The following is a 14,294-nucleotide window of genomic DNA, read 5'->3' on the forward strand; positions in this document are numbered from 1 at the left end:
TTGGTTATTCTGGGAGTGAGGGAAGATGGTATCTGAGGCTGTAGTCGGTAGAGAGGATGTTAGAAATACGTGACTGCCGGAACCCGTTGAGGCCATTGAAGGGAGGTGACTGCTGTTAGCCTCTGAGCTTTTCTTTTTTCTGCCAGTCGGCCGTGGTGGAGCCTTATGATTATCGTCTTGCCGGGCTCTTGGCTGGGGCTGTATGGGATGGCTTGCACCATTCCCGGACGGTCTTTTCTTTGGAATCAGGAGTGGAGAGGATGTTGGTGGTGGCAAGGTCAGAGAGGCTTTGCCTTTTCCGGAAGCCTGTATCGGAACGCTGACAATGCTAGTCAAGAGAATGGCCAGGATAGTAACGGGATGGGGGGCAAGCCCGCCGAGAATTGTCAACGACCTTCTGTCCCACATAACCTGCTATCCCACCATCATCTGCTGTTGTTGTGCGGGATAAAATAGACCACTGGCCTTGAAAACCAAAAAGTCTTACGACTATTTCTCAGGCACGCTTGTGCCAGTGGTCTGATGTGAGGTCAGAGGTTTAAGAACGCTTTTTGGGGGTCCAGGCCCAGATCATTTCTACCTTGATCGGCTCATTACCAGTGGCATCGGTAATGGTGCAGGGCACTGTCACTTCACCTTTCTCGGCACTTTTGATCTGTTCGATCTGTTCATCGGTGAGATGGGCCTTGGCGGTAATATCACCGGAGGAGCGTTTGACGAAATCAACATTCATGGATTTGATCACCGGTACGCCGCTATCCGGCACGTTCATACCGACGATCAGGCCTGTAGCGGTTTCCGCAGCCAGCGCCATGGCGCAGGCATGGACACTGCCTATATGGTTCTGATTACGCTTAAGGTTACGGACAATGATGATGCTGTCCCGTTCGGTAAGGCGTTCGATCCGGGTCTTGGTGGTACCGACAAGCTTGACGGCACCGCCAAGAAACTTGCTGACCAGCCAGACGCGCATACCCTCTGGGGCTTTATTGAGCAGACTTACGCCCCGGCTCATACGATTTGCCATGGGTGACTCCTTATTATTTGCTCTTGTCGTTATTTTATCTGTGGGTGGAGATTACATACGGCTACAGAGAACGGCAACTGCGTTGATAAATCTGTTGGCTGTCGTTTGAGTCAATTGGTGGGATTGTGGAGGGTTCACTATAGTTCTCAACTCCCTGCAACAATATCAGGAGCGATCATGACTGCGCTCAGCCATCCTGACTCAACACTTACCAGCAGCGGCTATTTTTCTTTATTCCGCGCGGTGCGAATCGTGAGTGTGGTGTTGTCGATTCTCTTCGTTCCGCTTTTGCAAGCTGAGACACAGCCAGGTTTGATTCCAACGCTGGTCAGCAAGCTTAATGTGTCCGAACCCCAGGCACGGGGAGGTCTGGGTGCCATTCTGGAAATGGCCAGTGCCAACCTGTCTTCCAGTCAGTTTGGGCAACTTGCCAGTGCCATACCCGGTGCCAAGGATCTGATCAAGGCAGCCCCACCCGTAGAGATGCCGGATCCGCTCAAGAAAGATGTACAGAGTAATGCGCTGTTTGATCTGAATAATCAGTTTATGAAGCTGGGAATGGATAACTCTATGCCGATGAAGTTTGCCCAGACGCTGGTGGAATACTTAAAGTCATCCGGGAATGTGAAGGCATTGCAGGCGTTTAAGGATTCGTTCCCGCTGAATTTGAAACTGGAGGGAACATCCTGGATGGATATTATTAACTAGCGGAAGGTTCGCGCTTATAAAAAACGGGGCAGGTGAGAAACCGGCCCCGTTTTTATCTGTACGCAGCAGCTTAGTTGGTAGGCAGCTTGCCTTCCACGCCCTGTACGTACCAGTTCATGGACAGAATGTCCTTGTCTTCCAGCTTAACGCCGTCAGCAACTTTCTCGGAACCATCCTGTGCCTTGATCGGACCTTCAAAGATCACCAGATCACCGGAGGCAATACCGGCGCGGGCTTTCTCGGCCAGGGCAACAACATCAGCAGGGATCGCTTTGTTGTATGGAGCCATCTTCACCATACCGGTATTGATACCACCCCAAGTGTCGTTAGCTTCCCAGTTGTCGTTGAGTACAGACTTGGCGACGTCGGCATAGTAATCACCCCAGTGCACCAGACTGCCGGTCAGGTGGGCATCCGGGCCGAACTTGGCCATATCGGTGTCGTAACCAAAGGCAAAGACACCCTTATCCTGCGCAGCCTGAACCGGAGCCGGGGAGTCAGTGTGCTGGTTGATGATATCTGCACCCTGGGCAATCAGGGCTTCAGCCGCTTCACGCTCTTTAGCCGGGTCGTACCAGCTGTTGATCCAGACAACCTTAACGGTGGCATCCGGGTTGGTTTCCTTCAGCCCCAGGGTAAAGGCATTAATGCCCTGTACCACTTCAGGAATCGGGAAGGAGCCAACATAACCAATCACGTTGGACTTGGTCATCTTGCCGGCGATCAGACCAGTCACATAACGGCCTTCATAGAAGCGAGCCGCGTAGGTGGATACGTTATCGCTACGCTTGTAACCGGTGGCGTGGTGGAATTTTACCTTGGGGAACTGCTTGGCCACCTTCAGGGTCGGGTTCATAAAACCGAATGAGGTGGTAAAGATCAGGTCGTTACCCTGTTGAGCCAGCTTGCGGATAACCCGCGCGGCATCAGCACCTTCTGCAACGCTTTCCACGAAGGTGGTTTCCACTTTGCCTTCCAGCTTTTCGATCATCTCCTTACGGCCTTCGTCATGGCCGAAGGTCCAGCCGGCATCACTGACCGGGCCAACGTAAACAAAGGCGACCTTGAGCGGGTCTTCTTTGGCGACGGCCTGACCAGCCAGACCGAGGGTCATGGCGGCGGACAAGGCAACAGTTGCTGCCTGTTTCAAGGTTTTCTTGAAGGATGCTTTCATGGTTGCGATACCTGCTCCTGTTATTGTTTTGCTTTCTTTGGCTCTGATTTGCTCAGTTATTATTATTTTTTATTATTAGTATTCTGTTGTTTATCCGGCCGGGTGGAACGGCTTGCCCAAGGACATAGGCGCCATCAACCGGATACGGGACTGCTTACTGGACAGAATAACCAGTACCACTATGGTGGCCAGGTACGGCAGTGTGGCCAACAGGTTGGACGACATATCGACGCCCATACCCTGGAATACCAGATGCAAGATGCTCGCCAGCCCAAACAGCCAGGCACCGAGCAGAATCCGACCGATACGCCAGCTGGCGAACACCACCAGAGAGAGGGCGATCCAGCCGCGACCTGCGGTCATACCTTCTGCCCACAATGGGGTATAGGCCAGTGACAGATAGGCGCCACCCATTCCGGCCAGTGCGCCGCCAAAGGCCACCGCAAGCCAGCGAACCCGCAGAACCGGCAGACCCAGGGTAACCGCCGACCAGGGGTTCTCGCCGATGGCTTTGACAATCAAACCGGCGCGGGTGACCCGGAAGAACAGCCAGACCAGCACCAGCAGCACCAGTGACAGATAAACCAGAATATCCTGCTGGAACAATGCGGGTCCAATCACTGGGATATCAGACAGTACCGGAATGGCTATTGGTGCGAAACCAACCAGAGGCTTGCCGACAAAATCGGCACCGATAAAGGCACTCAGGCCGGCACCGAAAATGGTTAGCGCCAGACCGGTGGCGACCTGATTGGCGCGCAGGCCCAGGGCGATCATGCCAAACAGCGCGGACATCAGTACCCCGGCCAGCATGGCCGCCAGTACACCCAGAGCAAGGCTGCCGGTGGTCAGGGCAACAATAAAGCCAGTCACGGCGCCCATCAGCATCATGCCTTCCTGCCCGAGGTTCAAGACCCCGGACTTTTCACATACCACTTCCCCCAGTGCAACCAGAAGAAGGGGTGTACCACTGCGCACCATGGCGAACAGGATATTGGTGATCAGTTCGATATCCATCTCAGACACCCTCCTGCACAGCCGAGTGTTGTGTATTGGTCTGTGGTCGTTTTTTCCAGACCAGCCGGTAGCTGATCAGTACATCGCTCATTAACAGATAAAACAGCAGCATGCCCTGGAACAGGCTGCCCAGTGCCAGCGGCAGACCGAGGTTGATCTGTCCCATCTCACCGCCCATATACACCAGAGCCATCAACAGGCTGGCCAGAACAATACCAACGGGATGCAGACGACCAAGGAAGGCAACGATGATGGCGGCATAGCCATAGCCCGGGGAGACGCTGGGAACCAGTTGCCCAATCGGGCCGGTCACTTCACTGGCACCGGCCAGACCAGCCAGAGTTCCACAAGTCAGCAGGGCGAAGTAGACCAGAGCCTTCTCCTTATAACCGGCAAAGCGACCGGCGCTGGCATCCATTCCGATGACCTTCAGCTGGAAACCGATAAAGGTACGGCTTAACAGAACCCAAACCACAGACACGGCGAGCAGGGCAAACAGCGCCCCGATATGCAGGCGGGTTCCTTCAAGAATGACCGGCAGGGTAACGCTGGCTTCAAATAGCGCTGACTCGGGGAAATTAAAACCATCCGGGTCTTTCAGCGGTCCGTGTACTGCCCAGAGCAGCAGGTTCAGGGCCACATAGTTGAGCATGATGGTGGTGAGGATCTCATTGGTATTGAAATGATTGCGAAGAACTGCAGGAATTCCGGCCCAGAGCAGTCCGGCCACACTTCCTGAGAACAAAGCCACAGCTAATGGCCAGGTTCCTTCGTTATCCATCACCTGTAGAGCTGCCCAGGAGCCGAACAGGGCGCCCATCAGCAATTGGCCTTCCGCTCCGATATTCCAGATATTGGCCCGGAAGCACAAAGCCAGTCCGGTGGCACACAGCAGCATGGGGGCAGCTTTAATACAAAGCTCTGCCAGACCATAACTGTCGTTAATAGGCAGAATAAAAAAGGTGTACAGGCCTTCTACAGGATCCTGCCCCTGCCACAGAAAGATCAGGGCACCGGAGAGCAGGGTTAACGCAATGGCAAGTACCGGGGAGAGGTAACGAAACAGGTTGGAGTCCTGCTGTCGTCTTTCCAGTTGCGGCAGGGAAAAAGGCAGAGTGATCATAATGCAACGGCCTCCGCCTGGTCCTCGGTTTCAGGAGCGTCAAAGACGCCAGCCATCCAGCCACCAACTTCTTCAATGCTGGTGTTCTGGATCGGTTTGATAGGGGAGAGCTGACCATGGCAGAGTGCACCAATACGATCGCTGATCTGGAACAGTTCATCCAGATCCTCGGAGATCACAATAATGGCTGTACCCTGATCCCGCAGGCTGATAAGCGCCTGGTGAATGGTATTGGCGGCTCCTACATCAACACCCCAGGTCGGGCTGGCACAGATCAGCAGCTTGGGGTTCTGCTGGATTTCCCGGCCAATAATAAATTTCTGCAGGTTACCACCAGATAGAGAGCGCGCCTCGGCATGAATGCCGGCAGCCTTGACTCCGAACCGCTCGACCACGTTGCTTGAGAAGTTGGCAATCCGGCTGTTGCGCAGAAAGCCAAGCTGCAGCAGGTTTTCCAGAAAACCGGTGAGCAGACCGTTCTCCTTCAGGCTCATTTCCGGTACTGCGCCACGACCGAGACGCTCTTCGGGAACAGTCGCGATACCAAGACGGCGACGCTTATAAGGAGAGAGCTGACCGATTGCCTGACCTTCCAAAGTAATCTGGTTGGCCTGTGGAGCATGACGTTCACCACTCAACAACTTGAGCAGTTCCTTTTGGCCATTACCAGCGACACCGGCAATGCCGAGGATCTGACCGGCACGCACATCCAGGCTGATATCCTGCAGGTCGGTGCCGAAGTCATCTTCTTTATTGGCGGAAAGCTTGTGCAGCGTTAGCAACTCACGTCCACCGTCAACTTTCGGGTAGGGCACTCCCAGTTCGGTATGGCTGCCAACCATCATCGCCGCCATCTCTGTGGTGCTGGTTGTGCGTGGATCACACTCACCACTGACCTTGCCGTTACGCAGTACAGTGGCACCGTGACACAGGGTCTGCACTTCATGGAGCTTATGGCTGATAAACAGAATACTGCAGCCTTCATCGGACAAGGTACGCAGGGAGTCGAACAGGCGGTTCACTTCCTGCGGTGTCAGTACCGAGGTGGGTTCATCAAGAATCAGCAGGCTGATGTTCTGTAACAGGCAGCGGATAATCTCTACCCGCTGTCGTTCACCGATGGAGAGCGTATGAACCTGACGGTCGGGATCAACGGCAATACCGTACCGTTCGGAGACACTGCGGATGCGTTCGTTGAGCTGCTGACGATCCCGAGCCTGATCAGCAGGCAGGCCAAGGGCAATGTTTTCAGCAACGGTCAGTGTTTCAAACAAGGAGAAGTGTTGAAACACCATGCCGATGCCCAGATCTCTGGCCTGGCCGGGGGAACGAATAGAGACGGGCTCGCCATTCCACCAGATCTGTCCGGTATCAGGGTTGGTGACACCGTACAGGATTTTCATAAGCGTGCTTTTGCCAGCACCGTTCTCACCCAGCAGGGCATGGATCTCGCCGGGCCGAATCGCCAGGCTGATATCATCGTTGGCACGGACGCCGGGATAGATCTTACTGATCCCCTGACAACGTATCCGTGAACGGAAGCCGGTTTCACTACTGAAGGAACCGGAGGATGATTCGGGTGGTGACATGGGTATTATTGTTCTGCTGGCAGTACACACTGTCGCCACTTCCGACGACAACCGTCAGTCTGCTGTTGTTGGATTTATAGGTGATAATTATTGTTACGGAATTTTACTCTAATCTTGTTTCGGAAAATACTACCGGCGAAAAAAAACGCCCATGGTCATAAGATCATGGGCGTTTTGTTCTTACCGGGCCTTGGGTTTAGCGTTTGCCACCCAGCAGACGACGGATCTTGCTGAAGATGGACACGTGATGTGCTTCTTCCTCTTCCAGCCAGTATTCCAGGTTGTCAGCGACTTTGTGCTGTTCTTCCATACGCAGCTTTTCCAGCTCCGCTTTCAGTTCATGCACTTCCCGCTGGGCAGCCTTAAGACGAATCTTCAGGGCCTTACGCTGCTTCTTGAAGTTCTTCAGGTTATGGGCGCTATGCTCAGTCATGATCGATTCCTATTAACGGGTCAGCAGAATCAGAGCGGCTGGCAGAATAAAGAACACGCCAATCACATAACCAAAAACAATACTGCGGTTCCGGCTGGCTTTCTGGGCGAAGGTACGCGCCGCCAGGTACGGAATATTACGCAGGAACGGAATCCCATAGATAACCACTGTCGCAGAGATGTTGAACATCAGGTGGACAAAGGCAATCTGCAGACTCTGTTCAGCCATCGCACCGGATACCGACAGTGCCGCCATCAGCGCAGTCACACAGGTACCGATATTACAGCCCAGGGTGAACGGATAAACTTCTTTAAGTTTGAAGATACCGTTACCAGCCAGAGGCACGATCAGACTGGTGGAAGTAGAGGAAGATTGTACCGCTACAGTCACCAGAGTACCGGACGCCATGCTCTTCAGCGGGTTACCGCCGATCGCCTTATGCAGGACTTCCTTGGCACGTCCAACCATCAGCTTCTTAAGCACTTTGCCCAGAACCATGATGGAGATAAATACAAACGCCAGACCCAGCAGAGCCAAGGCTACACCACCCCAGATACCCGGCAGGATTTCGAACATGTCTTTGAACAGGCCAACAACCGGTTTGGTGATTGGCTTGATAAAGTCCAGACCGGACATGTCCATATCCGCGCTGCCGCCATAGAACCAGCCCGCCATGGCTTCAGAAACCTTGCCCAAATAACCGGTCGCGATCTCCATAGGCAGGAAAATAGCAACGGCCAGCAGGTTAAAGAAGTCGTGAATCGTTGCGGCTGAGAAGGCGCGGCGGAACTCTTTACGCTTGCTGATATGGCCCATGCTGACCATGGTGTTGGTCACGGTGGTACCAATGTTGGCACCCATAATCATGGGGATGGCTGTTGCGACCGGCAGACCACCGGCTACAAGACCTACGATTACAGACGTTACAGTACTGGAAGACTGGATCAGCGCAGTTGCGAAGGTACCAATCACCAGACCCATAACAGGGTTGCTGGCAAAAGCGAACAACTGGCGTGCGCCTTCTGCGCCCCCGGATGCCCACTTGAAACCACTGCCTATCATGCCAACTGCGAGCAGCAGCAGATAAACCATAGCAATAACGGTCGCCCATTGACGGATAGTTCCGGCAGTAGTAGTGCCGGTTTGAACCGTTTGAGTCGCTTGCATTGTGTAAAACCAGAAATAGAACCCACATGGGTGCCCGGTGAACTTTATGGATTTACAGAATCCAGACAATCTCGGCAAGGCGTAATTGTCGGTGTGATATACCTAGCTGATTGGCGATGATGTATGGGGAGAGTGTGTGTCCTGTTGCTGGGTTGTACGGATAATTTGGAGGGATGTGCTGAGAATGGGCAACAGTGCGGGTGTTGGGCTGATGACTATAAAAATCGAAGAAAAGAGTCTGGACTCTGATAAGCGTTACCAGAGTCCATTAAGGCGGGTGGTCGGATAAACGTTAGAGTGTATCGCCAACAGTTGAGACAGCCTGCTTCTGGCAAATTTTATGCAGCCAAAGACCGGAGGCTTTCATGGCATAGCCAAACACAGCGCCAACCAGAAGAGAAGGCAGAACCAGCTGCCAGTCGCCATTGGCCGCAAACGTCGCACAGCTGCCGATAAATGTTCCTGGAATAAAGCCCAGCCAGGATTTCTTCGCCTGAATACACATCAAGAAGGCGACAACTGCCGTGACGACATAGCCCAGAATCTCCAGGCTGGCGACAGAAGACAGTTTGATAATGACCATGGCCCAGAAAACGCCGGTGATATTGGTCAGCATACTTTCTGCCAAACCCGGCAGGCCATCGCGGGGGGAGGCGAAATATGTGGTGCAGCCCATAAAGCCGGCCCAGCTCAACAGGCCCAGTGAGACGGAGACCCACCCCCACAGGCCGGAGAGAATACCGGTGGTCAGGGCGATAGCGAAAAGAACGGACATCGACGGGGTCTCCCTCGTGAATCAAATCACTGTTTTATCGAACCATCAGGAAGCCAACAATAGGCATTGTTGGCACAGATTTACTGATGATTACCGAGTGACACTGGTGAAATATTGACCGGGTGGGCGATCTGCGCGTTCAGGTATCCAATAGGTGAGCGGGCAATAGATGTTCCGGTTGCCAGGCCAGCAGATAGTCTTTCAGTTGGCGGAGCATATTACTGTGGTATTTCTTTTTATGGGTCAGCAGATAGAAATGCCGTTTCAGGTTCAGGTCACGTACATGGATAGTGCTGATCATTCCCGAGGTCAGGGCAGATTTCACCGCAAAGCGGGAGAGGCAGGCGATACCTATATCGTCAATAACACACTGCTTCACTGCTTCTGCCCGGTTCAGCACCATGCCGACCTGAGTGTGATCAAAATAGGGCGCGATCATTTCATCAAACAGCTCGCGGGTGCCGGAACCATGCTCCCGAAGAATCCAGGTTTCGTCGGCAAGCTCCGATAAACAAACATCTTTCTTGTTGGCGAGCGGGTGGTTGTTGCTGCAGATAATCAGCAGCTCATCTTCCAGCCATGTCGTCACTTCGATATCAGGATGCAGGCAGGTGCCTTCCACCATGGCCATATCAATCTTGAACTCCAGCAGCCGCTGCTCAATGGTCTTGCTGTTCTTGATTTCCATTTCGATACGGACGCCGGGTTGTTTCTGCTGAAAGGCAGAAAGTATCCGGGGCATCAGGTTATTGCCGACGGTGGAGCTGGCATTGAGGATGATATTCCCCGACAGCGGACCATCACTATGGGCAAACTGGTTTTCCAGCTCCTTGGCGCGATCAATCAGTTCGCTGGCTTTAGGAAGCAGTGCACGACCCGCATCGTTCAATTTCAGGCTGCTGCCCTGATGACGGTCAAATAGAGGGCCGAGATGCTTTTCCAGCTCGGAGAGGGCCATGCTCGCTGCGGGTTGGGAGATATACAGGGATTCGGCGGCACCGGTTACACGACCAATCTGAGCGACTGCCCGAAAGATCTCCAGCTGACGAAGGGTAATGTGCATGGAAGCGATTGCCTGTCCCAAAAATAATCAGACAGTGTATTCAGCAAGTGCGCATCAGGGCTAACACATGGATCAAAAAAACAGCAGTTCGAGGGGCTGAAAGTTATAAGTTAAGTTGATGGGTTAGAAAAATATTATTGATTTTTGTAGTAATTTTTCCGGCCATATACTCGCCACAAGGCCTGCGGAATCCATCCCTTCATTACTCCGCAGGGTTTATAAACCGAGTTGTAAAATGAAAAACAGCAATATCAACAGCTGGATCGAGCTGAAGAAAATGACCCCTCATTATGAAGTCCTGATGAACTACAAGCGTATGCTGAATCGTTCAACACCATGGACTGATATGTCTCAGTTTTTCAAGGAAGCTGACAAGCATATGAAATGACAGATATTTCTGTCTTGATGCCTGTCAATGAGCCTCTGTTGCTCATGCTCTAAGGAAGCGTTATTGGTGATCGTGTGAATGTGTGCAGTTATCACCAATAGCGCTTTTTCTATTTTGGTATGTCTTGCTTTATCTCCTTTCTTCTTTCCTTCTATTTATATGTATCCATTTGTGAGCTGACGACCCTGTCAGTACGGCTGGCTATTTCTTAAACACCGTGGTTTGTATGGCACTATCGGCTTTCTGATGACTCCAATTACTGATTATCATCAGGAGTTCTTCCATGCGCTGCCCATCCAATCCCCTCGTGATTACCATTGAGGCCTATCCCCCACCCAGATTCAGGAAAGAACAGCGTGGATGGAAAGGGCGAATGGTCCGATTGTATGAGCAGGTCACGCCCAATCTGAAACTGGCAGGCCGAATAGTCGGGCAGGGAACGTTATGGTGCGCCCGTCAGCTACTTAAGACTCGCGAACTTATGCCCGTTTCACCGATGGAGGCTGTTTCTCTAGGGGGCACCGTAATGGTCTTTTCCTATCTGGGCCTGTTCAATCTGGATTCTGACAAAGAACTAACACCCAGACACCTCTTATGGACCATGGTGATTGTGGCTCCTACGCTCATACTTTCTAATCTCTATGAGATCAGGGATCTGTTCCGCAACCCTTGAATCTGCCGGTGAATCCACGACTTCGACTTTTTGCTCACGACCAATGGCCAATAGTGTTAGTGGCTCGCGAACGCTATTGTTGGGCAATCAATAATTGCGCCAATAGGGTCAAAAACAGCTCAAGGAGGACGGTTATGGACGTACGGCAAAGCAGTCTGGGCGGTGTGAGCAATAATCCTTCACTGTCCCGAAGTGTGTCACTGGAGGCACAATCCAAGACGGAAGTCTGGGGCCGTTCCATAAAGCCTTCTCTGAAGCAGCGCATTCTGAAAGCACCAGAATTTATGGTGTCGGGAGCCAAACGTTTCTCTGAGCGGGTGACCTATCCGGTGCGAGAGTTCGTGACTGAAGTTCTGGTCGAAACAGCGTCAAGCTTTTGGAACGCTTTGAATCAGAGTACAAGCAGCTCTTACCTGTCGTGTGTGAAAGCGTTGAAGCCCATGGGCTTGAAGCCCCAGAGGGAACATAAAATCCGTACAGTAGTGCTGGATATCTACCAGTTCTCCGGTGCGATTAAGGGCGGCGTAAAGGCTTTACCACTCGGCACCTTCTCGGCCATACGGAAGGTTTTTAAGGAAGGCCTTCAATATGATCCTGCCAGACAGTGCCATACCCGCAACCGGGTAAGAGATAGCTGGGATGCAGGTGCGGATCGGTTTGATGAGTCCATTCGCCAGATCGAGCGTGACAATCTGTGTGGTGTCCTGTGGCATGATCGTAAGCTTGCCGCACAGAAAAACTAAAAACAGGTGTTGTTATTGCAGTGCGGGGCAATATTCTTTTGTCCCGCACGATAGCTTGCCTCAGCAAATCTCTTCTCTATAAGATGACGTCTCTGATTTTGAACTGTTGATCCTGATGTTAAAAATAATAACCCGCTCGTTCTCGGCCCTGTGTGCTTTGCTCATCTTATTGTTCGTAGCGGCAGCCTGGTATTTCTCTGGTCAGCTGTTACAGCCTGGACGTGCGCCCTGCAATCAGGATCACTATGTGTTTTGTACCACCCCGGCTCAGATAGGTTTGCCGTTTGAATCATTAGAGCTGAAGACTGCTGATGGGCTTCGGCTCTCCGGCTGGTATATCCCGGGTCGTCTGCAGGGGGCCGGTATCGTGATGGTTCACGGTCGTGGTGCGACCCGCCATGAAGCTTTAAGGGATGCTATTGCCCTGGGGGAGGCTGGCTTCCCTATGTTGCTGATTGATCTGCGTAACTCCGGCGACAGTGAAGCCTCTTTTAATTCCATGGGTTTCCATGAGCAAAAGGATGTCCAGGCTGCTGTCGAGTATCTGCAGAACAGAGGTAAAGATCGGATTGGGGTGGTTGGCTACTCTATGGGCGCATCGACTTCGATTATGGCCATGGCGGATAACCCACTGATTAAGGCCGGCTGGTTTGATTCCGGGTTTACTGATCTTGACACTATTATTCTTGACCGTGGTGCGCTGGATTATGGTCTGCCACGGAATGCGCTTTTCTCGGGTATGGTGCGATTCTTTTATGAATTGCGTGGCGACCTGGAAACCGAAGGCTGGACGCCAGTCGCTGTTATTGCCTCCATAGCACCGCGCCCCGTCTTTATTGTTCATGGTACAGCAGACAGTGATGTGCCGGTTGCCCATGGACGAGCACTTTATGAGGCTGCCAAGCAGCCTAAAACTTATTGGGAAATTCCCGGTGGTGAACATACCCGGGCCTGGCAGGCGGACCCAAAATTATCCGCGCAGCTGATCCAGCAGTTTTTCCTTCAGGCTTTAATGCCGGAAACCCTTCAGCAGTAATCAAAAGCCCCTTGCTCGTTAATGAACAAGGGGCGTCTTCGTGGCGTTGGTATTACTGAAGAGCTTCTTCAATAAAGTCCAGACGATCCTGGCCAAAGTACATCTCACCGTCCATAAACAGCGTTGGAGCACCAAATACTTCGCGGGCCACCGCTTCCTCAGTCACAGTAATAAGAGCCTGCTTGATGGCAGGATCCTGCGTGGCGGTGATCAGGGCATCGGCATCGAGTCCGGCTTCGGTCAGAACCTCGCCGATAATCTCCAGTTTCCCCATATTCTTGTTATTAACCCACATGGCCTTGAAGACAGTGTCCACGTAGGCCATAAAGCAACCCTGCTGTTCCGCCGCCAGAGCGCCGCGCATCAAAGGGAGAGTATTGATAGGGAAGGCGGAATTGAACGTCATGGGGACGTTATATCGGCGGGCAAAGCGGGGAATATCCTTCAGCATATATTTGCCTTTAAACGGCACCACTCCTGGCGGCTGATTGCCAGTTGCCTTATGCACACCACCTAACAGCATGGGTTTGTAGTTAACCTTGAGGCCATACTGTTGGGAAAGCTGCTTGAGGCGCTCATGGGCTAAATAGGCCGTTGGGCTGCCCACATCAAAATAGAAGTCGAGTTCCTTATTCATTTTCTTGTCTCCTCTACCACTTCTCTGTCCAGGGGCGGACATCCAGTTCAAAGGTCCAGGCACTGCGGGGTTGCTCATGCATCTGCACATAGAGCTCGGCCAGATCGTCAGGGTTAACGACACCGTCATTGTCTTTGCGCTGCTTATAGTCAGGCAGCATTTGTTGAATCCAGGCGGTATCCACTGCGGCATCAATCACAATATGTCCGACATGGATATTCTTCGGGCCCAGTTCTCGGGCCATACTCTGGGCGAGAGCGCGCAGACCATGTTTGGCACTGGCAAAGGCGGCAAAGCCTGCTGAGCCTCGCACGCTGGCGGTTGCGCCGGTAAAGAGTATGGTGCCGCGATTACGTTTGGTCATATAACGGGCCGCTTCCCGCCCGGACAGAAAGCCGGCAAAGCAGGCCATTTCCCAGATTTTGAAAAACTTGCGACTGTCGGTTTGCAGAATGCCCATGGGAACATTGGCACCGACATTGAAGACCACAACATCCAGTTCACCAATATTGCTTTCTATCTCGGCAAACAGGTTTTCAATCTGGTCTTCTTTTCGGGCATCACAGGTAAATGCATAGGCATTGCCTCCAGTGGCCTCAATCTCTTCAACCAGTGGGGTGAGCTTGTCGCCATTTCGACGAGCGGCACAAATGGTGTAACCCCGGCCGGCAAACTTGCGGGCGATGGCGCTGCCAATGGCATCACCGGCACCAATAATCAGGGCGGTCTTGTTATTCATGG

16 protein-coding genes are annotated in these 14,294 nt (G+C 52.6%); 5 read left to right on the plus strand and 11 right to left on the minus strand.

Going from position 1 to position 14,294, the window contains the following annotated elements:
- Positions 1-538 precede the first annotated feature (538 nt).
- On the minus strand, positions 539-1,027 hold the full coding sequence (locus EHSB41UT_RS12475; RefSeq protein WP_087110292.1) for a DUF4442 domain-containing protein: 489 nt from the start codon (positions 1,025-1,027) through the stop codon (positions 539-541).
- Positions 1,028-1,204: 177 nt separating this feature from the next.
- On the opposite strand from EHSB41UT_RS12475, the gene EHSB41UT_RS12480 reads away from it, so the two are divergent.
- Positions 1,205-1,735, plus strand: coding sequence for a DUF2780 domain-containing protein (locus tag EHSB41UT_RS12480; protein WP_087110294.1), 531 nt, complete (start codon positions 1,205-1,207; stop codon positions 1,733-1,735).
- A 70-nt stretch (positions 1,736-1,805) separates the two neighbouring features.
- Here the strand turns inward: EHSB41UT_RS12480 and EHSB41UT_RS12485 are convergent, their stop codons facing one another.
- From EHSB41UT_RS12485 to EHSB41UT_RS12520, 8 genes are all read right to left on the minus strand, one after another.
- Entirely contained in the window at positions 1,806-2,909 is a 1,104-nt protein-coding gene (locus EHSB41UT_RS12485) for a BMP family ABC transporter substrate-binding protein (protein ID WP_087110296.1), read from the minus strand.
- A 90-nt stretch (positions 2,910-2,999) separates the two neighbouring features.
- Positions 3,000-3,926 (minus strand): ABC transporter permease, encoded by a 927-nt coding sequence (locus EHSB41UT_RS12490; protein ID WP_087110298.1) that lies wholly within the window; start codon positions 3,924-3,926, stop codon positions 3,000-3,002.
- Between the two features lies 1 nt (position 3,927).
- The gene (locus tag EHSB41UT_RS12495; RefSeq protein ID WP_087110300.1) at positions 3,928-5,049 is read right to left on the minus strand and encodes an ABC transporter permease; all 1,122 of its coding nucleotides are present in this window, start codon (positions 5,047-5,049) and stop codon (positions 3,928-3,930) included.
- Entirely contained in the window at positions 5,046-6,638 is a 1,593-nt protein-coding gene (locus EHSB41UT_RS12500) for an ABC transporter ATP-binding protein (RefSeq protein WP_087110302.1), read from the minus strand. The genes EHSB41UT_RS12495 and EHSB41UT_RS12500 overlap by 4 nt, the downstream gene beginning before the upstream one ends.
- Before the next feature lie 196 nt (positions 6,639-6,834).
- Positions 6,835-7,071: a hypothetical protein gene (locus EHSB41UT_RS12505; RefSeq protein WP_087110304.1), complete on the minus strand. Its 237-nt coding sequence runs from the start codon at positions 7,069-7,071 to the stop codon at positions 6,835-6,837.
- A gap of 12 nt (positions 7,072-7,083) precedes the next feature.
- Entirely contained in the window at positions 7,084-8,238 is a 1,155-nt protein-coding gene (locus tag EHSB41UT_RS12510) for a Na/Pi symporter (protein WP_087110306.1), read from the minus strand.
- Positions 8,239-8,530: 292 nt separating this feature from the next.
- Positions 8,531-9,013: a DUF1097 domain-containing protein gene (locus EHSB41UT_RS12515; protein WP_087110308.1), complete on the minus strand. Its 483-nt coding sequence runs from the start codon at positions 9,011-9,013 to the stop codon at positions 8,531-8,533.
- A gap of 139 nt (positions 9,014-9,152) precedes the next feature.
- On the minus strand, positions 9,153-10,076 hold the full coding sequence (locus EHSB41UT_RS12520; protein WP_087110310.1) for a LysR substrate-binding domain-containing protein: 924 nt from the start codon (positions 10,074-10,076) through the stop codon (positions 9,153-9,155).
- Positions 10,077-10,311: 235 nt separating this feature from the next.
- Between EHSB41UT_RS12520 and EHSB41UT_RS24630 the strand changes: the two genes are divergently transcribed.
- The 4 genes from EHSB41UT_RS24630 (at position 10,312) to EHSB41UT_RS12535 (ending at position 12,916) form a co-directional block, all read left to right on the plus strand.
- The gene (locus tag EHSB41UT_RS24630; protein WP_165767249.1) at positions 10,312-10,464 is read left to right on the plus strand and encodes a hypothetical protein; all 153 of its coding nucleotides are present in this window, start codon (positions 10,312-10,314) and stop codon (positions 10,462-10,464) included.
- Positions 10,465-10,837: 373 nt separating this feature from the next.
- Positions 10,838-11,137, plus strand: a complete 300-nt coding sequence (locus EHSB41UT_RS12525; protein ID WP_087110312.1) for a hypothetical protein — start codon at positions 10,838-10,840, stop codon at positions 11,135-11,137.
- Between the two features lie 134 nt (positions 11,138-11,271).
- Complete coding sequence (locus EHSB41UT_RS12530) at positions 11,272-11,880, plus strand: hypothetical protein (protein WP_087110314.1); 609 nt, start codon at positions 11,272-11,274, stop codon at positions 11,878-11,880.
- A 247-nt stretch (positions 11,881-12,127) separates the two neighbouring features.
- Positions 12,128-12,916, plus strand: coding sequence for an alpha/beta hydrolase (locus tag EHSB41UT_RS12535; RefSeq protein ID WP_165767250.1), 789 nt, complete (start codon positions 12,128-12,130; stop codon positions 12,914-12,916).
- Positions 12,917-12,968: 52 nt separating this feature from the next.
- On the opposite strand, the gene EHSB41UT_RS12540 is transcribed toward EHSB41UT_RS12535, so the two are convergent.
- Positions 12,969-13,553: a 2-hydroxychromene-2-carboxylate isomerase gene (locus EHSB41UT_RS12540; protein ID WP_087110318.1), complete on the minus strand. Its 585-nt coding sequence runs from the start codon at positions 13,551-13,553 to the stop codon at positions 12,969-12,971.
- Between the two features lie 13 nt (positions 13,554-13,566).
- Positions 13,567-14,292, minus strand: a complete 726-nt coding sequence (locus EHSB41UT_RS12545) for an SDR family oxidoreductase (protein WP_087110320.1) — start codon at positions 14,290-14,292, stop codon at positions 13,567-13,569.
- Positions 14,293-14,294: the final 2 nt, after the last annotated feature.

It is taken from the genome of Parendozoicomonas haliclonae (assembly GCF_900174585.1).
Classification (GTDB): Bacteria; Pseudomonadota; Gammaproteobacteria; order Pseudomonadales; family Endozoicomonadaceae; genus Sansalvadorimonas; species Sansalvadorimonas haliclonae.